This is a genomic window from Oligella sp. HMSC05A10, from assembly GCF_001808335.1.
GTDB lineage: Bacteria > Pseudomonadota > Gammaproteobacteria > Burkholderiales > Burkholderiaceae_B > Oligella > Oligella urethralis.
In genome coordinates, this window is sequence record NZ_KV792928.1 from 39179 (window position 1) to 64308 (window position 25130).

Consider the following 25130-nt stretch of genomic DNA (forward strand, 5'->3'; position numbering starts at 1 on the left):
TGCTATGATGACGATAGTTATTCGTCGTTATCCTCTGTTTTTGCTAACCAAATATCGAACTGCTCATGACTGCCCGGCACCAAGTTTTTAATCATGTCGTAAAAGTTCAACGGTATGGTTTGTTGGACTCGACGGATTAAAAAAGGCGCTGGATGACTCGGCTCATGCACTTCAAAGTAGCTACAGACCTTTTCCAAAGCTAAGATGGCATCGGCTCGCGTACTGATACTGAGCTCTTTCCAAGATACCTCCTTAATTGCTTCTACTTTGCTAAGTTGGCTAGCTTGATGGCTCGACTCGCCCGCATGTTGTGCATTGCTCGATTCCTCAGGCGCTGAGCTAGCTTCAGTGCTGGCGGGCTGTGGATTGCCGACGACGTTCATAATGACGTCAAACAACTGAAGGGCTTGATTAAATTCGGGACGCCATTCATGGCCTAGCTTTTCAAGCACCAGCTCCTCAATCTGCCGCAACCAGCTGTGCGCCTGATAAAGGGCATTGATCTCAGCCTCATCAGTAATTTTGGCTTGGCTCAGCATCTCTGCTAAACGACCGCGGCCACCCGGAAAATCCGTTTTTGAGCCATCAATAACCTGCTCCGCCTCGCGCAAGCTGAGCTGACCATAGGTGCCACTTAAAATCGGTGCAGAGCGTAAAATACCTAACACACCATCAACGGTCACCAAGGCATTAAGCGCATTAATTCTGGGCAATGGATCCTCATAACCGTCATCCTCAACCAAGGGCGGGTGAATGCCATCCCAAAACGCACTAATGGCCTTAAACACGATTTCCAAGCCATTGGCATAGCCCGGCAAGCCATGTTGTGCCGCCCATGTGCGTACCAGCATCTCCAATACCCGTACATCACATGTTTTGGCGCACAGTGCTAAGGCTTGGCGCTCTGCTTGATTCCACTCGGGTGACTCCGCTTCAATAATGGTGTCACCGAACTGCTGCTCAGGCTTATACTCCAAGGAGCGCGTCAAGGCCAAAAACTCTTGGCTATACTCTAAGTTCTCACCGCAATTTTCATTACTAAAAGAACCGGCAATTTCTTCAAACGTTACCATAATCGACGATCTTAACTTTTGATTATTAACTTAATATGACGACCATATGACATTGACATGACAGCCCGCTATTCAAAATGATGGCTGATGGTAGTACGGCCACCCGATTGAATCGTGACGCTGGTACGATATGCCGGCAAATCACCATTGGTCACGACCACGCTATAAGTACCTGGCGCTAGGCGTATGCTATTACGCGGTGGACTAGCACCATAGCCGCGACCATTGATACTGACATTACCCCAAGGGCGAATATCTAAGTTTAAGGTGCCCATGGCCTGTTGACGCTCACGTCTTTCCTTATCCGCCTGCACTTGTGCCTGTAGGCGCTGACGTTCTTTTTCCTCCTGCTCTAAACGCAACCGCTCTTGTCGTTCTTCACGCTCTTTTTCAGCCGCCAGACGACGTTCCTCAGCCTCACGCTCCAAGGCTTGCTGCTGCTGACGCTCAGCATCCTGTGCAGCCATTGCATTATCGTTGCCCAGCGTACTTGTTGCAGGCGACTCCGTTGGCTGATTTTGTGCTTCTGTCACGCTTGATGTGGCGGTGGTGGCGCTTGCGGCGGCTTCGTCCCGCACCAGCGCCTCCTCGGATACAGCTGCAGATGGCGTCTGCTCTACACCTGCCACTGTAGCTTCTGATTCGCTCGCTGTAGCTTCTGTCGTCTCCTTTTCCTCCGCAGGCGCTGTCACCAAACTGCTTAACAAGGTGGCATCCGAAGACGCTGGCGACGGCTCTTCGCTATCACTAAGCGCTTCCTCCTGTACTGCGGTTTCTACGTTAGGAGCCGGCGCTTGATTTGCTTGCTCCAGCTGCGGCGTAGGTGCTGCCGTCGATAGCGATTCCATGGTGCCTTGCATGCTCTGTTCGGTTTGTGCTACTTGTGTGTTTACAGCGCCGCTAACTGCTTCAGCTTGGGCTAATGCCGCTTGTCTTGCTTGCTCTGCCTGAGCTTCAGCTGCTTCTTGCATTTGTGCAATTTGCGCTTCTATCGCCTCTTGTTGTTGCTCACTATCTTTACTAAACAATAAATAAAAGAGCGTACTTAGAATCACAACTAAGGCAATCGCCGCCGCCGGATAGATCAATCGTTTTGAGGATTTTTGAGGACGTTTTTGCAATGATTGCTTCTGCGCTTTTAAGGAGTCAAATGGCTCATCCGGTGCTGTTGTTGATCCCTCAGCATCCGCACTGGTGCCCACTTCCTCTGCTGGGGTCGTGGCTGATGTAGGCGTTAACGGTGACACACTGCTCGTCGCCGTGGTGGCTGTGGCTGTCTCACTCGTCATCGCACTGCTTTCTCTTGGCTCTGCTGAGCTAGACCCCTCAGCCGTCGTGGACTGTTGTGTTGCTGCTTCAGCGGGTGGCACAGCAGTTAGCGGAGCCCCTCCCATACCTAATTCCTCTAGACCGATGGAGGCATCCTTTGCCTCTGCTGCGCTTGTGACTAGATCGGCAGACTGAGTCTGCTCCATCAGCGGCGCCTCCTCAAGCGGCTGCGCCTGAGCAGTGTCCGCTTCCTGTCGAGCGCTTGGCTCAAGCACGGTTGCTTGCTCTGATGCGCTGTCTTGTGTTAGCGCTGCCGCCGGCACATCGCTTACGGTCTCATCTGACCTTAGATCACCCAGCGGGGCAACTGCAGCCTCCTGCACTGGCGTTGGCCTCGCCACCACTGAGGCAGTAGTAGCGGACAGCGGCGCTTCTGTGATTACTTGTGTGCGTAATCCCGGGGCATGTTGCAGCGGTGGCAAACCAAGTAACTCACTAAACTCATCAATGGTGCTGATACGATCCTTAATTTCAATCGCCGTCGCCATATCAATGGCACGTAAATATTGTCGATTAAAGCGATCTTCCAAGCCCAAGTTGGTCAAACGTTCTTGCTCATTAACTAAGCGATTAATCGCACTTAGCGGTTGCGTTTTTAAAATTAAAAAACGCATTAAGGTCGCCAAGCCATACACATCCGTATGTTCACCTAAAGGCCAAGCCGCATCCTCGGTAAATTGCTCAAACGCTGCACACACAGGCAACAAGGGTTGTTGATCAAGCTCTTTGCTTAGCTGCTGACTAACCCCCGGCAATAGGTGAAAGCGCCCACTTCCATCTTGAAAGATCGTATCTAAAGACCATAGCCCATAATAGCGATTTTGCTGATGCAGTTGACTCAGCCCTAAGCGTAAATCTGCCAGTAAGTCTTGCAAGTCTCCAAGACTGACCTTATCAGTCCACAATGCGGTTTGCCGTAAGGGTTTCCAAGTCGCAGGCACCTGACTAAGGGCTTGGGACACTTGTACATTAATCAACATAATTTCAATCTTTTAAAATTAAACTAGTTAAGCAAGAAAAAGCGTTTTAAATAAGGCGGCATTCGGTGCACCACCATGCACTTGTGCACGCAAAGCCGCACCCGTTGCCTGATTGGTCCACCAATAACTGTTGCTACCTTGGGGCTCGAAAAAATTCGCTAAATTGGGCCAGGAAGAACCCTCTTCCTCTAGCTGCTCAGTCGGCGCTGTGCTATGCCCCTCATTTAAAATGGACAAAATATCATCACCACAGGATGGGGTAGCTACTGCGCTATGACGCTTCAGCATGGCCGTCATGGTTAAACTGATATCCGCCAGACTACGATCGAATTGCTCCACCGAACAGCCCAAGGACACAGCTTGTAATAAGGACTTACCAATTTGCTGATAAAAACGTGCAGAACCCGCTATTAACTGTGGCTCAAAATAGCTCGGTGGCACATATAAGCTAACTAATAAAGGATAGAGTCTGCCGACTCGATCGCGACTAGGCGCAACACAACCAAGCTGCACCACATCACAACCATGACTGGCAGGCAGCGCAAAATTCCAAATCGGTGCATGAAAAAATAGGCTTTGCTTGGTATCACTCTCTTTAACACTAGGCAAACCTAACTCCAACCAGCGATGCCACCAATTTACTAGTTCTGAACTAAGACGTCGCCGCACAAAATCACCGGCAGCAGGTAGTTTGCCGTACCACCCTAAGGCACGACTCAGATCATCAATACTCGGCGTATAAGCTGAAGATGACATCCCTAGTTTCTCCCCGGACAGACAAAGCTACGCATTTCATTTAAACGGAAAGGACTTTTAGCCGAATAGGCCGTAAACTCCAAGGTGACGCTTCTACCCCCTAAAGAAAAAGTAGCAATGGTTACCTCGGAAGAGCGCCCTTGACGGAGGGACGCACGATCGAGTAGACGATTTAAGGCCCACGGGCCAGAGGTTGATAAACCGGAGCTACCCTGCTGCGTACTGGCACTCATCGACACCTGATTACTACCGCGTTGGCCCGGCCAATCCATGGTCACCCCAACTTGCGGACCATGCTCATAAGTCAACACCTGACCGTCCACATCTAAAATAAATTGCATAATGCCGGGGTCCATATCTAGCGGACGAATGGACACTTTGTAGGAGGGCGCAGGATTACCCGCTGAAAAATACACATCCCGAATCACACTGGCTTTTTCAAAGGAGGATAAGAAACGGGCAATATCACCTTTGCTACCATCAACGCCCGGTTTAAAGCGCCATGGACGTGTACTCATATCGACTAAATGACTGATATTTTTCTGAAAAAACTCATCCATCATCTGCCCATGGCCAAAGAAACGGGCAAAGTCATTAGGTGCAATATCACGTGTCGACTGACTAAAGGGATAGCGTCCCGCAATCGCCTGCCGACAAAAATTGCCCAAAATCGCATCCACATCTTCGCCTACATTTTTTTGCTGCACCGAATTCACTGAGGCTGCCGCCTGCACGGATAAATCATTAAGCATCGAACCAACCGCAGGCGGCAAACGACCTGACTCGGCCTGTAATTTAGAAATTACGTCGGCTGTGGGTAAAGGTGTTTTCGTTCTAAGCGCCGTATCCGCTGCCGTTAAGTAGGTATATAGCTCACTTAATAAGCTCACGGTTGAATCAATTGGCGGGGCGCTATTTTGACCCACGCCGGTCGCCAATTCGCGGTATTGTACAAAGTGACGATCCACCAACTCTTCTAAACGCTCTGGTCCCGCATCAGTGCGCACTAAATTACCGGCACCGACCGGACCAATAATACTGGTCAATGAGGAGGTGGTGCTCGTAGCTCGTTCACGGGCACGATCGACGATGGAGCGCTCATTCTTATCATCGCTTCGTAATAAGGTAGTTTCATTTGCCACGGACTGCACAAAACGGGTTAAGGGCGAATTGGAAGAAGATAAGGTACGTGCCAATTCAATCGCGCCGACCAAGCTATCAGGCACTACCACGGCCACATCGGCTAAAAAAGCATCCCAATGCTTAACGTACTCATTAAAGTAGATCACGCGCACATCTTCGACTAATTTCTTATCACTACCATCAGCGAGCTTCTTAGCTTCAGCATCTAAGACCCATACATCATCCTCTCGCAAACGAATGGTTTCACGCTCAACCCGCTTATCAAAGACATTCCAGTAACCATTAAAAGAGAAAAAAGCCGGCACCCCCTGATTTAAGGGTTTACCACTTTCTCTTTTAAAGACAGAGGCCGCCTGCGAACCGCCCAAACTAATCACACTCATCGGCGTACCGGCTTCGGCGGTGAGAATACGCTCAATCCGGCTATAGGCACGGCGTGCCATCGACACCCGGTTTAAGTTATCGCGCACCTCTGCAACCAACGTCTCATCCTTAGGAAAGGGCGAAACCAAAACACCGCCACCCACCAAATTATCAATATGCTGTTCTAGCAAACGATACTGCTCGGTCGTGAAATTGCTGGGTAATACCGCATTCAAATCCGCCAAAATCCACGTCTTCATATACGAGGCATCGTAGTGCTCAGGCTCATACATCATCAAATACGCCCGCAATGCCTCATACGATAATTCCAAATCCGCAGGACCGGCTTGACGCAAAGAAGCCTCAACCCGTTTTGCCACTTGCGGCAATAAGACATTTTTCAGCGCATCCTGATAAACACTATTGGCAGCCGCCTGGATTTTATTACCTTGATAAAGGCCAAAATGGTAGCTCCAAGGACTGTCATCGACTTTAAAATCAGCGCCATCCGGCAATAACAAGGTACTATTTAAAAAAGGTAAAACCGTCAGCACATCCCCAGTTTGAGTGATCTTAATATCCTCCGACAGCTTTTGTAGTGGTGGTAGTTTGTCTTCAACCTGTGCCAGATAGCTTTTATTTTTAAAATAACTATTACCCCACACCAATAGTGCTACCGCAAAGACAGAGGCCATCACAGCGTAAGCTGTCCATTGAATCTTGCGCTTACGGCGCTCCCACTTAAGATTCAAGCCAGCTAAACCAGCCTCTTGGAACACCACCTCTTGTAGCAGCTTTCTTAGGAAGAAACTTTTACCGCCCTCAGTCGTTGACAGGCCCTGCTGTTGCTGCATACCGTCAAGCCGCATATAGCGTTTTAACTGCGCCGTGACCTTATCAAAACCTAAGCCACCTTGGGTACCACTGGTGAAATACACCCCGCGCGGAATGACTCGTTGCTCGAATTTGGAATTAGAAAAGACATCATTTAAAAAGCTGCCTAAAATCATTCGCAAATTAGCAAACTGTTGTGGTAGGGCATACGCTAGCGCTCTATGCTTTTCATCGCCCGTACGCATCATCACGTCGGGCAATGAGTCAAACAGGCGCTCCTGCAGCAGTAAATACTCTTTATCAAAGGCAGGTAACAACTCAAAGCCTTTAGCTTGCGACTGCTCATAGGGAATGGTAAAGCCCCATACCTGCTGCATTTCCTCCATACTCAAGTCATTGAAATAAGACTCGAAGCCGTTGAGCAAGTCCACTTTGGTGACCAGCACATAAACCGGAAACTCAATGCCCAATTCATTACGCAATTCTTGCAGACGTTGCTTTAACACTAAGGCATGCTGTGCTCTATCCGTCGCATTAGCACTGAGCAGATCGGCAACACTCACGGTTAACATCACGCCGTTAATCGGTTGACGGCCACGGTACTTGGTCAGTAGATTAAGAAAGCCCTTCCACTCTTTTTCATCGCCTGTCGGATCACTTTCATGCGTGGTATACCGTCCTGCCGTATCCAATAACACCGCTTCATCGGTAAACCACCAGTCACAGTTACGCGTACCGCCAACCCCTTTGAGCGCCACCTTACCGAACTTTTCGGCCAAGGGAAAGTTTAATCCTGAATTAATTAAGGCTGTGGTTTTACCCGAACCGGGCGCCCCGATAAAAACATACCAAGGCAATTGATACAGATATTGCTTAGAAAAACGCGCCAAGGGCGAGCGCTCAGCACCCTGTTCAAAGCGTGCATGCTTTAATAAGGTGACGGCCTCATTAAACCGCTCGGCAAGAATCTTAATCTCTTCCTGCTCTGCTGCCGGTAAGTCTTTAATCGCAGCGTCATTTTTAGGTTGACGAATTTTGCCTAACAGCTGTGCATTTAAGCGTCCTTCACGCCATTTACGCCAGATCAGTCTAAGTAGCCAAATCCCGAAAATTGCCCCGATCAAATAAATGCGTACTTGCCTATCCTCTAAGGGATACCATTGCCCCACCGCAATCGATGGGCCAATATACCAGATCAGCCACGCCAAGATAAATAAACCCACAAAAGTCCATAAGCCGCGGCTAAAAATAAAACTTAATATTCGACTGGGTAAATCAAGTAACCAACTCATCGCTGCGGCTCTCTTAACTGACTTTGTTCACTCACGGGTGAGACTAATAAGGTAATTTCAACTCGACGATTTTTAGCACGGTTTTCAGGCGAGTCATTCGGCGCCACCGGCTCTGCCTCACCCCGACCCTCGGCGCGCACTCGATTCGGCTCACGCAAACGGGATTCTAATAAGGCCTTGACCGAATCCGCACGCGCTTGCGATAGCTCCCAGTTCGATGGAAACTGCAGCGTTCTAATCGGCACATTATCGCTATAACCCGTGACCAAAATCGCACCGACCGTGCCATTTAAGGCATCCGCCACGCGGCTTAACACCGGTAAGAACTGTTGTCTTACCTGCACTGAGCCGGACTCAAACAAGCCATCACCTCGGAGCACCACCACACTTCGATCCGCTTCATCACGCACGGTCAATAAATTCTCACGAATTTCAGGAGCTAAAAAAGTGGCCAAACGATCGGGCACCGGTACCGTACGTCGCTCTACTGGCGCCTGTATTTGCATACGTGGTGGCTGCACACGGACAATCTGAGAAAATAACTTATCGGATGAGCTACCCAATAACCAAGAAAAGCCGAGATACGCCAAGATGCCAAAAAACACCACCGCCAGGGCCACCACCCAAAGAGGGATGGGTAAGCGTTTGACCTGATTTAAGATAGCCTCAGCTTGCCAATGGGGTGATAAGGCATGTGGATACTGCCCGCGTACATTTTTGAGGGTTAAGAGCAGGCGTTGCTTTAAGGTTTCTAGCTGCGTGCGGCCGTTATCCATCACCCGATAACGCCCTTCAAAACCCAGCATTAAGCAGAAATACAGTAACTCTAATAAATCAATGTGGGTACTAGGATTTTGTGACAGCTTAGCCAATAACTGGAAAAACTTCTCTCCGCCCCAGGTCTCATTATGAAAGGTGACCAATAAGCTCTTGCCTGACCATTGCCCGTGACCACCCCATGGGGTCAAGGCACATGCCTCATCCAGCGCGGTACAAAGACAATAACGCGCCCCCAGAATGGTTTCATTTGGCACCCCGGCATGCTGCGCTCTTAGCTCAAACTGTCGAATCTCATCGACCAGTCGCTCACGCAACAAGTCCAAATTCTCATGCGATTTGGAGTTTCTAAGCTGAGGAATCAACACCAATAAAGGATTGGCGGCAGCCACTAAAGGGTTAGAACCACTGATAACATAATCGTCCGGGCGTAGCTCATTCGCCTGTGCGGACTGAAAAACACCGGCCGCTCCCCACGGCCCCATTTTAGAATCGCTATAGTCTGAAGAAGACATTTTGCCTACCTATTTTTATTACGTACGGCCCAGAACTCCATTTCTAACCCTGGAAACTCGCCCGCCAAATGCAAAGCTAAAACACCTGATCTGGCAAACTGCTGCCATAAATCACCGCTTTGTTGGAATGCAAAATAAACATAACCGGAGTGATACGGTAATTGCGGTGGAATTTGCTCCACACTTTGTACATTCACACCCGGCAATTGCAAATGCACCAGATCACGAATCCGCTCAACCGGACCGAATTTTGCTTGTGCCGGGAAGTGCTTACGTAAACTATCCATGGGCATATCGGCTTTGACCCCGAGAATAAATTCCGCTTGCTTAATTAGGTTCAGATCCGTTAATTGAGCTACCCGTAAACCATGCCCTTTATCCACAAACTCAATGACCTCATAAGGATCATCCAAGACAATATTCAAGGCCGCATTTAACTGCCCCATCAACGGCGCAAAAGAGGCCTGCAAATCATCATGGTCATAGTGTGCGAACTGCTCCATGGCGCGCTGCTCACTTAAAAACACCGCCATTTCATTTAATAGCATTTGTAAGTTGCAAAAAAAGCCTTCGGGGTGATGATAATTCGAGCTAAGTAAATGATGAAAATAGGCGTGATAACGATTAATCACACTTAACATCATCATTTGGGTCAATGAACTACTGCCATTTTGTATGGCTGAAGCGGATAAGCGACGGGATAAACGCTTAACCTGCTCGTTTAATAAATCCACCGCCGTGACCAGAAAACTCAACAGATTATTTTTAACTTCAATAAAGTTTAAGGTCGGTGGAATATAAGCTGTATCAATGACTAAGGCATTTTTACTATCGCGCCCCTTGATTCGCGCAATCGGCAAAAACTCATAATTGGCGTCCACTTGACTTGCTAATAGCAAACGAATTTGCAAACGCCCCAACTGCAAATTAACCGCACCCAAGGTAGTATCGGTCGTATCCACAATCTCCTGCTCCGTCACCGCATAACGTGCCAGCAAATCTTCACCTTCTTCAAAGGCAACCTGCTGTCTAGAGGCTTGACGTGTAGGAATGGCCACACCGACCAATTCATTGCTAACCGCCTGTGGAATCGCTAAGGACACGGGCGGTGTGGACTCATCTACTACAAAGCTGGTGCCATCTTTAAAAAAGCCTTTAGCCCGTGTCAGCGTCACACGACCTTGAGCAAAACCCTCCGTGTCTAACTGCAACTCACTAAAGCCCCAAAAATAATGATCTGCCTGCTGTGAGCGAGCCACCAATTGACGCTCTAAATAGCGCTCTTGTTGTTGGAAATGCTGAGGCCGCAAAAACATGCCTTCAGACCAAATCACTTTATCAAAACTATTCATACTTAATTTAAATTTAAACTACTATCTTTGTCTTTATTTTTGCTCTGCTGGTCTGATTTGTAAGGCATTACGCTCGACATCGACTTTAATCACAGCGGCACTTGGTGAAAACTGCCAAAACTTATAGATATTGGTGCTTTTAGCCGCAGGCAGTTCAACCGTCATACGCCATTGACTGTTGTCCAGATCACGATAGGCCGCCACAATGCCCAACACCTTAGCGTCGACATTGCCATGAGCCGTAATGCGCTCCGTTTTACCCGGGGTCAAAATCACGGAATTCACATTGAGCAGCTGATCACCGAGGGCGGCACGCGCATCTTTCTGTAAGGAAAAAAAGTCACTTAACTCAAAGGCATTTGTTGTTTTTAGCTCATACACCGTGACTTTAATGGGTGAAGGCTGATGACGACCACCGGAATTCACATTCTTTGCTGCGCTTAACTCAACCACATACGGCACCGCCAACTTAGACTCCGTGGCTGCACAACCCGCCAACAACACCGTACCGGTCAAGGCCGCCACAGCCAAACTTTTTCTACACATCATCTGCATCATTGCACCTTCTTCACAAGCACTCTGTCTTGTAAAACATTCATGACTATTAAATAAAACCGTAACAATCGGACTTTAGAATGGTTAAGCGATTAAGCTATCCCACTTGTTGGTTTTCTATTATCAACAAGAATTATTACAAGAACATTTCTAGTACAAGATCATGATGTTTATGCAAAAAAGACTTACACTGATGATTAGCGGCGCTGCCCTCAGCGTCTTATTAAGCGCTTGTGCAGGCACTTCAAAGGCACCTGAAGCCCCTAAAATGACGCCAGCGGAAACCATTTTGTTAGAACAAATTGAAACGCAATTCCACGAGGGCGATTACAAAAAAGTCATTGCAACCATCAAGCAAGCGCCTGAAACCAGCCTAGGCGGTCAGGCTTTTCGTACGGAGGCTTTAAAATACAAAGCCTTTAGTGAATGCGTCAGTCGTCAGCCACGCAACTGCCGCAACAGCTTTAGACAGTTGTTAGAATTGGATCCTAGCTTTGAGCTAAGTCCAGCTGAGGTCAATCATCCGCAATGGGGTAAAGTCTATACCGCTGAAAAGAAACGCGCTGATGCCGCGATGGCTAAAGCACAAAAGAACGGCGCTTTAGAAAAAACGACCACGATGCCGCGCTCAGAAATTCGGGTCGGTCCACGCCAGCGTCCTAACACCAATGCCAAAAGCAATTAATGCAGGACGCAGCAACGCAGACGCTACTCATTTACTGGCACCATGAAAATTACGGTTCACAATCAATCTAAGTCATTTGAGCGAAGTTTTGACCTAGTCAGCCCGGGCTTAACCATCGGCAGAAGCCCGGAAAATCATATTGCCCTAGCGGATCCCTCCCTCTCTATCAGCCTGTTTCAAGCGGCGATCACAATAGATGATGCGGCTCAGATTAGCATTCGTAATTTGGCGCTGACACCGATTCTAGTTGGCAACCACAACCTCAAAGTGGGTGAGACTATGGTCTTAAAAAGCGACAGTGAGTTTAGTTGCGGTGATTTTTATTTTAATATTAGCGTAACTGAAAGCAATAGCTTGGCGCCACAAGTGCCCCCTGCACAGCAAGCCACTCAACGCCCGCTCAAAGCACCGACGGTGATGCCGATGCCGGGTACTGTCGAGATGCCGACGGCGACGCACCACCTTGCTCCAAATCCCGTCGCAGTGGCGCCGCTTGCGGAAATCATTAATCTGAGCCCCCAGCAGCCAGTGCCTGAACAAAATTCCGTGTTTGAGCCCTTAGTTGAGGCAACTACTGAACTAAGGAGTGATATCGAGCCATCACCCCCGCCGTTCACCGAACTCGGCACGGCGACTCAGCTAGCATCTGAATCCGCTGCCGACAACAGCGCCTCCATTTTTGATAGCTTATTTGATGGCGCTGGTGTTGTACCCGTAGGAGCAAGCGACATCAATTATGATATCCACCCCTTTGATATGACTTCAGGTACTGTCCGTAATAGCCATGATCCCCTGGCTGAATTACAGGGCATTGCCTTAGACGATAATCTTAGTAAGGACCCGCTAGAGCGCCTCAGCCGCGACGGCATTGAGCATCAGAAAAAAGATATTTTGCAAGACCAGCGCCCCAGCACCCTACTACATGCGAATGAGCAAGAGCTAACAAGCAATCATGCCACGCTCGATCATTTGGACACGATTCTACTTGAGCTAGCTCAACAAAAACGACTCGGGAAATAGCAATTTCCCGAGTCACATCATAGAAGAAATGGTGTACAGCTAGTTTACAGCACCTTAACCTGAATGCTTTTTAAGCCCTCTATGCTGCCGACCATCACATCACCCGGCTTGACCGCACCCACACCCTCTGGGGTACCGGTATAAATCAAATCACCTGGGTGTAACTCGACGTACTCGGAGAGGCGTGAAATCACCTCAGACAGGTTCCAAATAAGCTCATTTAAATCAGCCTCTTGTACGGTATCGCCATTAAGTTGGAGCTCGATTTTGCCTGCGTTTTTACTACCAGCAAGGGCTTTAGGACTAATCTCCCCGATAACCGCAGCCTGATCAAAGGCTTTGGCCATCTCCCACGGCTTACCACCCTTTTTAAAGTCATTTTGTAAATCACGCCGCGTCATATCCAAACCGGCAGCAAAACCGTAAATATAGTCTTCAGCCTGCGCCACGGGGATATGTTTGCCTTGCTTGCCAATCGCCACCACCAACTCAAATTCATAATGCAAATTTGAGGTTTTGCTCGGATACTGAATCGTGGCGATAGTACCCTCTTTAGCAATCACAAAGGACTCCTGATCATTTGCTTTGCTAAAGAAAAAAGGTGGTTCCTTATCCGGATCGGCACCCATCTCACGGGCATGACTGGCGTAATTACGACCAACGCAATAGACCCGACGTACGGGGTACTTAGCCTTCTCACCAACCACTGGCACCGCAACTCGCTCAGCCACTTCAACAACATAGGACATGATTCTGCTCCACAAAAAATTTGAAAGATTAGTATCCCATCAGTGTATACCGAGCCGCGCCTCGACGCCATTCACCACAGCCTTTTGTTTTAAGTTCAACTGTAGTGAAAGACAAACTCACTATCTTCAGCGCTTAAGCTTAAACGCTGAATTGCATCACCCGCCATCGCCGCTTCTAAGATACGACGACTGACTTTAGGTAAGACAGAGCTATTTAAAATCGCATCAACCATACGACCGCCTGACTCCACTTCGGTGCACCGATCCACAATTAACTGCACTGCTTCCGGCGCCACCACTAACTCAATCCCATGGTGCTCAGCCAAACGCTTCTGAACACGCGCCAACTGCAAGTCCACAATTTTAGCCAGCATATCATCAGATAGTGGGAAGTAGGGCACCACTGCCAAACGCCCCAACAAGGCGGCCGGAAAAACGTTCAGTAAGGGCTCACGCAAGACGGCGGCCAGTCCTTCGGCATCCGGCATCAATTCAGGGTCTTTACACACCTCCATAATGCGCTCTGTGCCCACATTGGAGGTTAAGATAATCACCGTGTTTTTAAAGTCGATGTAGCGCCCCTCGCCATCTTCCATCCAGCCTTTATCAAAGACTTGGAAGAACATTTCATGCACATCTGCATGCGCTTTTTCCACTTCATCTAAGAGCACCACGCTATACGGACGACGACGTACCGCCTCCGTTAGAACACCACCCTCACCGTAACCTACATAGCCCGGAGGGGCGCCTTTTAAGGTAGAAACAGTGTGCGCTTCTTGAAACTCGCTCATATTAATCGTAATTAAATTCTGCTCACCACCATACAGCGTTTCTGCCAGCGCTAAGGCGGTTTCCGTTTTACCTACACCGCTAGGGCCACAAAGCATAAAGACGGCGACCGGCTTGTTCGGATCAGTTAATTTAGCACGCGAGGTTTGAATACGTTCGGCAATCGCTGTTAGGGCATGTGATTGGCCAATCACACGTTGTTCCAAGGTCGTGGCTAAATGCAAAATCGAGTTCGCTTGATCTTTGACCATGCGACCGACCGGGATGCCTGTCCAATCAGCCACCACTGCGGCTACGGCAGCACCATCGACTGCCGGGAAAATCAATGGCTGCTCACCCTGCTGACTTAATAACTCCTCTTGCAATTGCTGCACCCGCTGCAACATCTCCGCACGCGCTTCCTCACTTAACTCCGACGCCTCTCGTAGGCTACGACGTAGCTCAAACAGCTCCGATGCCAAGCGCTGCTCAGCCTCCCATGCCGCCTGTAAAGCAAGCTGTTGGGTCTCGGCCTCCTTAAGCTCCTGCTCAATTGCTTCAATGCGTGCTGCCTCACCCAGGCCCAAGGCTAATTCTCGTTCAGCAATGCCTTTTTCTACCGTCAAATGCTCAATCTTACGATTCAAATCCTCCAAGGCAGCAGGTTGTGCATATTGGCTCACCGCGACCCGCGCGCATGCCGTATCTAATAAAGCAACGGCTTTATCCGGTAGCTGACGTGCTGGAATATAACGATGCGATAGCTTAACTGCTGCTTCTACCGCCTCATCAAGCAACAGCACTTGGTGATGTGCTTCTAATTTATCGACTAAGCCACGCAACATAATCAGTGCTTTTTTCTCATCTGGCTCATGCACTTGGATGGTTTGGAAACGGCGCGTTAAGGCAGGATCCTTTTCAATGTATTTTTTGTATTCCGCCCAGGTGGTGGCACCAATGGTGCGCAACTCACCCCGCGCCAAGGCAGGCTTCAGTAGATTGGCGGCATCACCAGTACCGGCAGCACCACCCGCACCGATCAAGGTATGAATCTCATCAATAAATAAGACAATGGGCTTTTCACTGGCTTGCACCTCATCAATCACGGCACGCAAACGGGACTCAAACTCACCTTTCATGCTGGCGCCTGCTTGCAGTAAACCAATATCTAAGAGATACAGCGAAATATCACGTAATGATTCAGGCACATCGCCCTTGGCCAAACGTAAGGCAAAGCCCTCGACCACGGCCGTTTTACCTACCCCCGCTTCACCCGTTAATAAGGGGTTATTTTGACGACGACGCATCAGAATATCCACCATCTGACGGATTTCTTCATCACGCCCAGAAACGGGGTCAATTTCATTATTGCGTGCACGCTCGGTCATATCGACCGCGTATTGCGCCAAGGCGGAGGGCTGTCCGCCCCCGCCTGTACTGGCTGCGGCAGTGCCGATTTCGTCTGTTCGCAAAGCCGCCGTTTGATGATCCTCGGCAGAGCCTTTAACAATCTGATTTAGCTTATCCGCCAGCACATCGGGAATAATTTTTTTAAAGGCGGGACTAATCCCGTACAACACATTGCGTGAGGAATTACTTTTTAAAATACCGAGCATTAAATAAGCACTGCGAATCCGTGCATCACCATATTTTAGCGAGCCGTAGACCCATGCCCGCTCAGTGGCGTTATCAATATGTTCTGACAAATCAGAAATTGAGCTAGCGCCCTGTGGCAGCTCCTCAAGCGCAACGATAATCCCCTGCTCTACATCCTCAGGACGGATTTCAAAATAGCGTAAGATTTTTTGTATATCAGTATCATGCTCATGCATCAATTGGTGCAACCAATGCACTAATTCCACATAGGGATTGCCACGCAATTTACAAAAAGCAGTTGCCCCCTCAAGCGCTCGATAGAGGGTAGGATTTAATTTGGCAAACAGATCAGCACGATTAATTTCTGACATCTTAAACTCTTAACAAACTTGATACAAAAGCACAATAATGAAGCTGATTTTAAAGCCCCAATCTTGCACTTTGATGACAGTTCTTAGATTCATCAAATTGCAATAATTATTCGCTAAACTGCACGCTTCACTGTGTTGTTGCATATGAGCGAAAATCGTACTGTCACCACCCCCAAGGATCTCGTTGCGCTAAATGACTATTGGCACACACTCGAAGCCGATCCCTACGCCCATAGTTTTTATCAAGTACTGCGTTTTATTGACGCACGTAGTGATTTATTAAAACCTATCGGCCGTAACAGCCTGCCTAAGCATGAACCGGTTAGGCTGCGCCAAGAGCCGTCCATGTCGTTTGCGCCCTCTAACCTCACCAAGGTGGAGCGCAAACCCGGTCGTCCTAGCACCATCTCGATTTTAGGCTTTGGTCTCTTCGGTCCCAACGGTCCGCTGCCTTTACATATTACTGAATATGTGCATGAGCGTATCCATCATCATAAAGATCATACGCTGTCAGCCTTTGCGGATATTTTTCATCATCGCTTAATCACCTTGTTTTACCGGGCCTGGGCCGACTCACAAACCACTGTTAGCTTGGACCGCAAAAACTCCGCCTTTAGTCGCCATGTTGCTAGTTTAATCAGTATGGGCATGGACTCCCTGTTGGAGCGCGATGCCATTTATGATCATGTGAAATTTTATTTTGCCGGTCATTTAGCGCGCCAAAGCCGGAATCCCGAGGGCCTAGTCTCGATACTTAAGCGCTTTTTTGGTATAGAGGTAGCGCTAAAAGAGTTTATTCCACAATGGATTGAACTTCATCCCGAACACCAAATTCAACTAGGCCAAAACCCAGTCGCCCTTGGTAAGGATACGATTTTAGGCAGTAAAGTCAAAGATGCACAGCATAAATTTCGTTTAGAACTGGGTCCCTTGTCCTTGGCGCAATACCGTCGTTTTTTTCCTCAAGCACAACAATCCAAGGAGCTAGTCAGTTGGGTACGTCAATACATTGGCATTGAGCTAGCGTGGGATGCACGTTTATTATTGGATAAAGATGAGATTCAAGGGCTACGCCTAGGTCAAGGTGGTCGTTTGGGCTTAGAGAGCTTTTTAGGTCAGCGCAACCCAGAACGCGGTCATTTTGGGGAATTAATTATTGATTATGAGGCACGTCAAGGCTCGGCCTAAAAAAAGAGCGCCCTACAGCGCTCCCTCGGACTCTGTCCCTAGCCAGAGCTTAATACGCATACACTCGCACTAAGCGTCAGCTTGCGCCTTTGCCGCTTCCAGTTCCTCGATCATGATTTCACGAATTTTGAATTTCTGAATCTTACCGCTGGCCGTCATCGGAAACTCTTCCGCGAAGCGAATGTAGCGTGGGATTTTCTGACGAGAAATTTGTCCGGCACAAAACTCCTTCACCTCTTCCTCGCTCAGGCTGGCGTTTTCTTTGAGCATAATCCAAGCACATAGCTCCTCACCATAGACCTCATCAGGCACACCTACCACCTGCACATCTTGAATCGCCGGATGGGTGTATAAAAACTCCTCAATTTCACGTGGGAATAAGTTTTCACCACCGCGAATCACGAGGTCCTTAATTCGACCCACGATATTGCAATAACCGTCTTCGTCCATCACGGCTAAGTCACCCGTGTGCATCCAACGTGCCTTATCAATCACTTCAGCCGTTAGCTCAGGCTCACCCCAATAACCCTGCATAACAGAATAACCACGTGTACATAGCTCACCCGAGACACCACGCGGCACAATCCGACCTAATTCATCAATAATTTTCACTTCCACATGCGGGTGAATGCGACCCACGGTACTGACGCGCTTATCTAATGGATCATCCACATCCGACTGCATACTCACGGGTGAGGTCTCAGTCATGCCATAACAAATGGTCACTTCACGCATATTCATCTCATCGACCACACGACGCATCACCTCCATCGGACATACCGAACCTGCCATCACCCCCGTACGTAAGGAACTAAGATCAAAGGACTTAAACTCTGGATGCTCCAACATGGCAATAAACATGGTCGGTACACCATAGGCGGCGGTACATTTTTCCTCTTCGATAACCTTTAGGTTATCCGTAGGATTAAACACGGGACCATGATAAACCATCGCCGCACCATGGGTGACACACGCTAGATTACCAATCACCATACCAAAGCAATGAAATAACGGCACCGCAATAGAAACTCTATCAGCTGGACTTAATTTGATTTTTTCACCAATAAAATAACCGTTATTTAAAATATTATGGTGCGTTAAGGTCGTACCCTTTGGTGAGCCAGTCGTACCAGAAGTAAATTGAATATTAATCGGATCATCAAACTGCAGCTCTTGACCAACCTCCTGCAAGGCCTCTAACTCGGCCGCAGTCGGCTCCACCAACAGATCCTTATAGTTGAGGATACCAGTACTCGGATCATCCTCCAGCTTAATCACATAACGCAAGCTAGGCACATTAGCCGAGCGCAATTCACCCAGTGGAGCGTCCTTAAGCTCAGGTACCACATCGTAGACCATGGACTCATAATCACTGTCTTTAAACGAGGAAATCAACACTAGACCAGCACATGAGACCTTATTAAGCGAGTACTCCAACTCCTTACGACGATAAGAAGGGTTCAAGGTAACCAGAATAATTCCTGCCTTTGCCGTGGCGTATTGAATCACAGTCCACTCGGCTGAGTTAGTCGCCCACAAAGCTAAGCGGTCACCTCGACGAAAACCCAAACGACGTAAGCTGCAGGCCACACGATCCACCTGATCGCGTAACTCCTGGTAGGTGTAACGAATGCCTTGCTGGCGCGATACCAGTGCCAACTGATCAGCATACTTCGTGCTTGCCTCATCGAAGTTTTGACCAATGGTCTGACCCAATAAAGGCGTATCGACTGCACCATGTACATAGCTTAGTAAAGTCATCTATCTCCCCTAAAAAATTCTGTCCGTTTTAACGAGTTATCTCATCATGTGCATAATGATAATACGGGCATATCATAATAAATAATGAATAAAAATTTAGTCATATAAAAGACTAAGCTTGTTATATTATAAAAACTTACCAATCACCACCCATCTTGGTAAAGCGCTCTATATCTCGCCGTCGGCGCTTAGTCGGTCGGCCACCACGCAACTGTTGCGCCGGTTCGGGTGCAAAGCGGTGTTGCTCGGCGCGACGTTCACGCTCGGCAATACTCGCAGCTGTTTCTTCATACAATTGCTGTGCGACAGGTGCCGGACCACGCACCTGACTTAAGCCCTTAACCACCACTGTTTTATACTCGCGTGGCATTTTAATCAACACCGTATCGCCGATTTTAACTTCACGCGCCGGTTTAATATTTTGCCCATTAATTTGCACGCGATCCTTATTAATATTATCCACCGCGATGGAACGGGTCTTAAAAAATCGGGCTGCCCATAGCCACTTATCAATACGCACTTTCTCAGCTTCCATACCCTCTGAACTCTCCAAAAAAGCATTGCTTCTTAGTCTATATTACAATAGCAAGGCGCATCATTTCATCTTCTGTTACTGCCATGCTGTTGCCCGAACTTCGTGACTTAGATTTATCGCCCCCTTATTATGATCATTGGCGTGCATTCATTGAGACCACTTTACTCGAAATGGCTAAGTTCCACTCAGTAAGTGAGCTGCTCAACCATCTTAAGGCCAGCGACTTTACTAAACACTTTGTGCCTCAAGCTGCCTTACCAGTGGGCGTTGCCTATGAAAGCTTTATTTATGACACCGATGGCATACCCACACGGGACGGACCACACGACTACTTTAATGCCTTATGTTGGTTTTTATTTACTCATTCAAAAAGCCAGCTTAATCGTGTGCAAGCCGCACAAATACGCCAGGATGGGGTCTATCAACAACGCGGTGCCGTACGTGATGCGATTACCATTATTGATGAAAACGGTCTGTTATTAGCCTGTTCTGATAGCTTATGGGAGGCCTTAGCGCAAAAGCAATGGCAGCGCGCTTTTGTGGCGCTAAGAGAGGAGTGGCAGCACAGTCAGGCGGTGATTTTCGGGCATGCTTTGATGGAAAAGCTACTCAAGCCCTACAAAGGCATTTGCGCCCATGTCATTCGCATCCCACCGCCAATGGGGACATTAGATTTAAACGTCGTCGATCGCTGGCTGAGCGCTTTTCTGAGTGCTGACAAGCTAGCCACCAAACCCTATATCCCGGTACCAATTTTCGGCATCCCGGGTTGGCACCCGCAGCAACAAGCAGCAGGTTTTTATGAAGATAAGACGGTCTTCAGACCACCGCGTATTCGCTAAAAAAGACTGTCCACCTTGGATAGACGATGCATCCGCTGAATCCGTGCCGCATCTTCCTCACTACTACGAATGGAGTGACTTACAAAGTCTAGATGCTCACCCATCACCGTTTTAGCGCGCTCAGGATCATGGTTAACAATGGCTTGCATCACGGCCTCATGCTGTTCAGTTAAATGGCGATGATTTTTAACATCATCCATGGTGAACATTAAACGACGATTTTCTTTAACGGTTGAAAAGACTAAATCAAATAGACCGCGCATAATCTGTAGCAGCACCAAATTATGCGATGCCTCAGCAATCGCTAAATGAAAGCGCGCATCCGCCTGCGCCGCCTCCTCCATTTCACCGCGTTGCTGGTGCTTTAGCATAATATCAAGGCATGTTTGAATTTTGCGCTTATCCTCAGGGGTTGCGCGTTGCGCCGCATACCAAGCCGTACTGATTTCCAAGGCATGCCTCGCCTCAAGTACATCATAACGATAATGCGGATCATCGCTTAAGAGTGTGGTGAGCGTAGCAAAACTCTGTGAGGGCCAGGTCATAATATCGGTCTGCACAAAGGTACCACCCCCGGGTCTAGTCACCACTAAGCCCTGACTATTTAAGGCCCGAATCGCCTCGCGCACAGCCGAACGTGAAACCTCAAACAACTCAGCCAGATCGCGCTCTGATGGCAAGCGTTCACCAACCGCCAATTGACGTGCTTGGATCAACTGCTTAATTTGATCCTTTATTTTGTCGGCAACACGAGTAAAATTATTTGTCATGAGCGCTCCCATCGCAGGGCGTAGTGATAATAAAGCGGCAAAGGTAGGGGCATATTATAGGCTAAGTTTGAAGACTTCGCTAAAGCGCACATTCTGTTCTTTTGATTAAAGCTAAAAGCGGCTAAACTAACGCTTTATATGGTACAAGAAAGGGGCTGACGCCCCTTTCTTGTAAAACCCGATCAGTCTATTTCGATACGTACCGGATTTGACGAGTCGGGATCAAATCCTTCCATAAAAAAGCTTGCCAAGCCAATTGAACGGGTGCTTTTAATGCGAGCTTTAATACTGCTTTTATCACCCTTTAGGATCTCGATAATTTTTGCGCAAGCCTTTTGGCTATTTTGAAAGAGCGGATATTCAGTACACTCACCTAAATCCTTATCCAACTTATGGCTGTAGGCTTTTGCCAACGCTTTTTCATCGCCATTACTTGGTACAGGCACGCCATTATAGCGTTGCTGCAACTTCACTAATCGTTTCACCATGCCCAAGTCTTTGGCATCAATATCTAATTGATTAAAGCGGATATCTTCAATTGAACGTAAAAGTGCAAAAGGGTTAAAACTGCGATCATTAACCCCTTTACTTTCAAACTCCTGTAACAGCAGTTTGATCGGGTAAGTATTGCTGATTTTTAGAGCAGCATTACCTTGCAAAAACTCTTTAGCAGAAAAATCTACATTAATAGCGCCATTACTTCTGCTATAGTTCAGATCGGTTTTTACGCTCAAATCGGCCGGTGCTGTATTGGGCATCCCTGATTTGGCACCCCAACCGAATAATAACCAATCCGGTGCATAACCGCGCGCATCCTTAATACCTGCAGCCTGAATATCAAAACGTAGTTGATTTTCGCTATTATCAAATTCTTTGATTATAACCTCATCAACAAACACCTCATCAGCCAATCTCAGTCCTGAAATCGTGACCCTTTTAAGTGGCGTGGCAGATACTTTATCCCAAGACACCTGAGAGGCAATGCCTTTCTCATTCACAAATTGCTGCAATCTCTCTTCCGCTGCACGAGAAGCGTACCATGAGCCGCCAAACCAAGCTCCTAACAACAGAATTAAAATAGCAACGACAATAATAGAAAGCTTTTTGCTGTTCATTTTAAATCCTCATTATCCCTTCTTAGTATCTGTTTGCATCTTTTATCAAACGTTGCGCTTCCTCAGCGGTCCAGTCCGGCAAGCCGAAACGGATTCTGGCAATGGTTTGAGGATCTTGCAAATCGGCACACATATCTTGCGCGCATTTAAATACGTCTTCTGCCTTTAAAGTGACTTCCGTCAATGCTAAACCGTCCTTATCGGATTCGGTCGGGCTGAATACCTGCTCGCCTTTAATCCAATACCAGCCTTTTTCTAAAGGTAGCGACAAGGTCATGCTATAAGGCCAAACCACCTGAGCCTTACCATCCTTTACCGCGTCCACTCGCACTAAGCTGGATAAGGTGGCCGGATTCCCTTTAAGCATGCCCAGGTACTCATCACTGCCTACGTCAATATTTTCATAAATATTCGCTTGGACATTATCCGGCGTACTCCAATCCAAGGCTTCAAGCTTCCTATATTCGGCAAACTGTTTTTGAGCTTCATAGCCTTTTTCTTGACGTATACGTCTTTCTTCTCTTTCTTTTGCTTCACGTATACGTCTTTCTTCCCATTCCTTCTCTTGTTGGATTCGTCTTTCTTCTCTTTCTTTTTCTTCAGCTAATCTTTTTTCTCTCTCAAACAGTTGATTTCTCGGATCAAATATAGTCGACTTTTTCCATGGACCTGCAGCATAGACTTCAGCAAACTTTTTGCCATAGCGTCGTTCTCTACCATATTCTATGAAATACAACTTTTCTTCTAATGTATTGTCGTCAAGTCCTTTTTCCAGACCGTCAACAAAACTGAGTCGCAATCCATAAAACTGCCCATGGCTTCTTTGTTGATAAAACTCAATTGCTGTATCCAACTGCTTTTGAATGGTATCAGTTTTTCTAAAATCCTCCATCCGATCAGTAAGGATTAATCCGAACCCTTCGGGCTCAAACATACCGAAACCGGCTTGGTCTTTAAATCTCGCCGTCAAGAAATAATGAGCGTTTAATTCTTTACTTGAACCGATACCGAAATATAATCTACGGTGTTCTTGAAATAAGTCTTTACTTGTCTTGAATAGTTGCAGTTCTTGAGGGCCTGTAATTTTTGTCTCAAATTCAAAAGGCAGGCCATGCTTAAATACAAAACTCTTTTTTTCGTAAAGCACCTTACCGTCAGTGCGCTCAACAATCAGCGTTCCTGTACCATTCAGGTAGCCATTTTGATCACAAGCGATATCCCGGGTTTTAAACTGAATATATTGCTCTTGCTCTTTAAAATCAAAAAAGCTCATCATCTTACAACCGTCTTGATTTTCCTTCGTTTGGAAGTTGGCAAGAATTTTTTGACGCTCTTCCTCAGAGATAGGCTGCCAACCGGCCACGGCAAAGGATTGCATCATGCTTTCTGAAGTCGCTTCTTGTACCGGAGCCGGCTCAGCTGCAGTTTCAGCAGCGACTATCTCAGCAGACTTATCCGCCTCGGCTGTCGGTTCTTTGACTGCCTCTGTTACCTTAGTCTCCTCGGTTGCAGCTGCTTCAGTGGTCTCGGCTACAGCCGGTGCTTCGGATTCAGACACTGCAGCATCCTCTACCTTTGCCACCTCGTCTTCCTCCTGCGCCAAAGCTTCAGCTGCACTTGGTGCAGCAGCTTCCACAGCAAAAGCCCATTCTCGACCCTTATCCGTATTGCCTTTTAAAGCGACCCTATTTTGCGCATCTACATAAGACCACGCCAGCGTTTCCGCTTGCGGACATAGTTGTTCGAAAAGACTGCCTAATTTCGGGAAAAGTGCTTTTAGACCATCTTCAGAGGCATTGGCACCGGCCTGAAAACGTAAGCTCAAATCTTTTTTACACCAATTCGATTCAGTGGCATTATCTGCAATAATCACCAAATCTTCTTTCTTTGAATAAGCGACTTGATACGATTCCTCTGCCCAAGCCAAGGTGGTCGATAGCCCCATCAGGGCAAGCGCTATCTTTTTAAGCATAACTATCCTTTAAAGCGTCGAGATATTAAATAAAGTTTAATAAGAGGCCTATTAGTAATACTTGGGCGATTACAAATCGTCCAAATTCACACCTTGTGATTTAGGCTGCGTTGTCGTACCCGATGATTTAGCCGGTAGATCATCTAAATTCACGCCGGAAGAAGTAGATTTTTCAACCGTTTTATCCGCTACTGTTTCCGTCGCTTTGCTTGTAGCCGGTTTAGTTGTTCTTACTTTTCTCGTAGTGCTCGGTGCTTTATAAGTCTTGGCATTTTGAACTAAACTGCCATGAACATATCCCAATCTTTTGCCACTCGTATCACTAATCGCAATCCAGTTATTTTCTGTACGACCTAGAGCAAAAAAGCGTTGACCCGCCTTTAATGTTCCTATAATCATGGTTTGGTCATTAGGTGCAATACGAACATTAGCGGTTTTGACAAAAACATAGTTTTCATTGATAGGGGTAATGGCGACCTGCTCAACTTTATCGGTGTTTTTTAATCCTAAATCCGCCAAAAAACTGTCAAGCGTTGCACATCCTGTTAAGAGACTGCCTCCTAATATTGATGCTAAAAGTAATTTTCTATAATTCATCATCCGTCCTTTGTCTATGTGTCGTAATCCGGTACTGACTTTTTAATTAAAAATCACAAACCACTACATTTTAATCATGAATTGTTACAGCTTAAATGAGCTTCGCTCATAATAGCAATATTCTGAAACACTTGCAAAGATGATTAATCACAACTTTGTGCAAATCGAGTAGGGTGAGGTTTGCACCTCATC

Annotated in this window: 19 protein-coding genes; 4 read left to right on the forward strand and 15 right to left on the reverse strand. The window is 47.5% G+C overall.

Annotated elements, in window-relative coordinates; genetic code table 11:
• Nucleotides 1-17 precede the first annotated feature (17 nt).
• From tssA to tssJ, 7 genes are all read right to left on the reverse strand, one after another.
• Nucleotides 18-1073 (reverse strand): type VI secretion system protein TssA, encoded by a 1056-nt coding sequence (gene tssA, locus HMPREF3144_RS06945; RefSeq protein WP_070477126.1) that lies wholly within the window; start codon nucleotides 1071-1073, stop codon nucleotides 18-20.
• A 68-nt stretch (nucleotides 1074-1141) separates the two neighbouring features.
• Nucleotides 1142-3382 (reverse strand): hypothetical protein, encoded by a 2241-nt coding sequence (locus HMPREF3144_RS06950; RefSeq protein ID WP_070477128.1) that lies wholly within the window; start codon nucleotides 3380-3382, stop codon nucleotides 1142-1144.
• Between the two features lie 27 nt (nucleotides 3383-3409).
• Nucleotides 3410-4138: a type VI secretion system-associated protein TagF gene (tagF, locus tag HMPREF3144_RS06955; RefSeq protein ID WP_048767415.1), complete on the reverse strand. Its 729-nt coding sequence runs from the start codon at nucleotides 4136-4138 to the stop codon at nucleotides 3410-3412.
• A 2-nt stretch (nucleotides 4139-4140) separates the two neighbouring features.
• Nucleotides 4141-7770, reverse strand: coding sequence for a type VI secretion system membrane subunit TssM (tssM, locus tag HMPREF3144_RS06960; protein WP_070477131.1), 3630 nt, complete (start codon nucleotides 7768-7770; stop codon nucleotides 4141-4143).
• The gene (locus HMPREF3144_RS06965; RefSeq protein ID WP_018025379.1) at nucleotides 7767-9062 is read right to left on the reverse strand and encodes a DotU family type VI secretion system protein; all 1296 of its coding nucleotides are present in this window, start codon (nucleotides 9060-9062) and stop codon (nucleotides 7767-7769) included. Before HMPREF3144_RS06965 ends, tssM begins: the two co-directional genes overlap by 4 nt.
• Before the next feature lie 5 nt (nucleotides 9063-9067).
• The gene (tssK, locus tag HMPREF3144_RS06970; protein WP_070477133.1) at nucleotides 9068-10414 is read right to left on the reverse strand and encodes a type VI secretion system baseplate subunit TssK; all 1347 of its coding nucleotides are present in this window, start codon (nucleotides 10412-10414) and stop codon (nucleotides 9068-9070) included.
• A 33-nt stretch (nucleotides 10415-10447) separates the two neighbouring features.
• Nucleotides 10448-10963 carry a type VI secretion system lipoprotein TssJ gene (gene tssJ / locus HMPREF3144_RS06975; RefSeq protein WP_048767481.1) on the reverse strand — a complete coding sequence of 172 codons (516 nt, stop codon included), beginning with the start codon at nucleotides 10961-10963 and terminating at the stop codon, nucleotides 10448-10450.
• Nucleotides 10964-11141: 178 nt separating this feature from the next.
• Here tssJ and HMPREF3144_RS06980 point away from each other — a divergent pair, with 178 nt between their 5' ends.
• Together HMPREF3144_RS06980 and HMPREF3144_RS06985 are read left to right on the forward strand one after the other, a co-directional pair.
• The gene (locus tag HMPREF3144_RS06980; protein WP_141742747.1) at nucleotides 11142-11654 is read left to right on the forward strand and encodes a TssQ family T6SS-associated lipoprotein; all 513 of its coding nucleotides are present in this window, start codon (nucleotides 11142-11144) and stop codon (nucleotides 11652-11654) included.
• A gap of 42 nt (nucleotides 11655-11696) precedes the next feature.
• A complete protein-coding gene (locus HMPREF3144_RS06985) occupies nucleotides 11697-12674 on the forward strand; it encodes an FHA domain-containing protein (RefSeq protein WP_070477136.1) in 978 nt (325 codons plus the stop codon).
• A 44-nt stretch (nucleotides 12675-12718) separates the two neighbouring features.
• Here HMPREF3144_RS06985 and HMPREF3144_RS06990 read toward each other — a convergent pair whose 3' ends face one another.
• Complete coding sequence (locus tag HMPREF3144_RS06990; protein ID WP_070477138.1) at nucleotides 12719-13423, reverse strand: fumarylacetoacetate hydrolase family protein; 705 nt, start codon at nucleotides 13421-13423, stop codon at nucleotides 12719-12721.
• A gap of 95 nt (nucleotides 13424-13518) precedes the next feature.
• Nucleotides 13519-16158, reverse strand: coding sequence for a type VI secretion system ATPase TssH (gene tssH, locus HMPREF3144_RS06995; protein ID WP_070477140.1), 2640 nt, complete (start codon nucleotides 16156-16158; stop codon nucleotides 13519-13521).
• Between the two features lie 144 nt (nucleotides 16159-16302).
• Here tssH and tssG point away from each other — a divergent pair, with 144 nt between their 5' ends.
• On the forward strand, nucleotides 16303-17346 hold the full coding sequence (gene tssG / locus HMPREF3144_RS07000; RefSeq protein WP_070477142.1) for a type VI secretion system baseplate subunit TssG: 1044 nt from the start codon (nucleotides 16303-16305) through the stop codon (nucleotides 17344-17346).
• A 69-nt stretch (nucleotides 17347-17415) separates the two neighbouring features.
• Here the strand turns inward: tssG and HMPREF3144_RS07005 are convergent, their stop codons facing one another.
• Nucleotides 17416-19107, reverse strand: coding sequence for an AMP-binding protein (locus HMPREF3144_RS07005; RefSeq protein WP_070471089.1), 1692 nt, complete (start codon nucleotides 19105-19107; stop codon nucleotides 17416-17418).
• Between the two features lie 136 nt (nucleotides 19108-19243).
• Nucleotides 19244-19642 carry an RNA-binding S4 domain-containing protein gene (locus tag HMPREF3144_RS07010; RefSeq protein WP_070477144.1) on the reverse strand — a complete coding sequence of 133 codons (399 nt, stop codon included), beginning with the start codon at nucleotides 19640-19642 and terminating at the stop codon, nucleotides 19244-19246.
• An 83-nt stretch (nucleotides 19643-19725) separates the two neighbouring features.
• On the opposite strand from HMPREF3144_RS07010, the gene HMPREF3144_RS07015 reads away from it, so the two are divergent.
• Complete coding sequence (locus HMPREF3144_RS07015; protein WP_070471085.1) at nucleotides 19726-20484, forward strand: DUF3025 domain-containing protein; 759 nt, start codon at nucleotides 19726-19728, stop codon at nucleotides 20482-20484.
• Here the strand turns inward: HMPREF3144_RS07015 and lldR are convergent.
• The 4 genes from lldR to HMPREF3144_RS07035 form a co-directional block, all read right to left on the reverse strand.
• The gene (gene lldR / locus HMPREF3144_RS07020) at nucleotides 20481-21254 is read right to left on the reverse strand and encodes a transcriptional regulator LldR (RefSeq protein WP_070471082.1); all 774 of its coding nucleotides are present in this window, start codon (nucleotides 21252-21254) and stop codon (nucleotides 20481-20483) included. The genes HMPREF3144_RS07015 and lldR overlap by 4 nt on opposite strands.
• Nucleotides 21255-21436: 182 nt before the next feature.
• Entirely contained in the window at nucleotides 21437-22369 is a 933-nt protein-coding gene (locus tag HMPREF3144_RS07025; RefSeq protein WP_070477146.1) for a DUF945 family protein, read from the reverse strand.
• A gap of 22 nt (nucleotides 22370-22391) precedes the next feature.
• Nucleotides 22392-24341 carry a hypothetical protein gene (locus HMPREF3144_RS07030; protein WP_070477148.1) on the reverse strand — a complete coding sequence of 650 codons (1950 nt, stop codon included), beginning with the start codon at nucleotides 24339-24341 and terminating at the stop codon, nucleotides 22392-22394.
• Nucleotides 24342-24410: 69 nt separating this feature from the next.
• Nucleotides 24411-24938: an SH3 domain-containing protein gene (locus tag HMPREF3144_RS07035; RefSeq protein WP_070477149.1), complete on the reverse strand. Its 528-nt coding sequence runs from the start codon at nucleotides 24936-24938 to the stop codon at nucleotides 24411-24413.
• Nucleotides 24939-25130 lie beyond the last annotated feature (192 nt).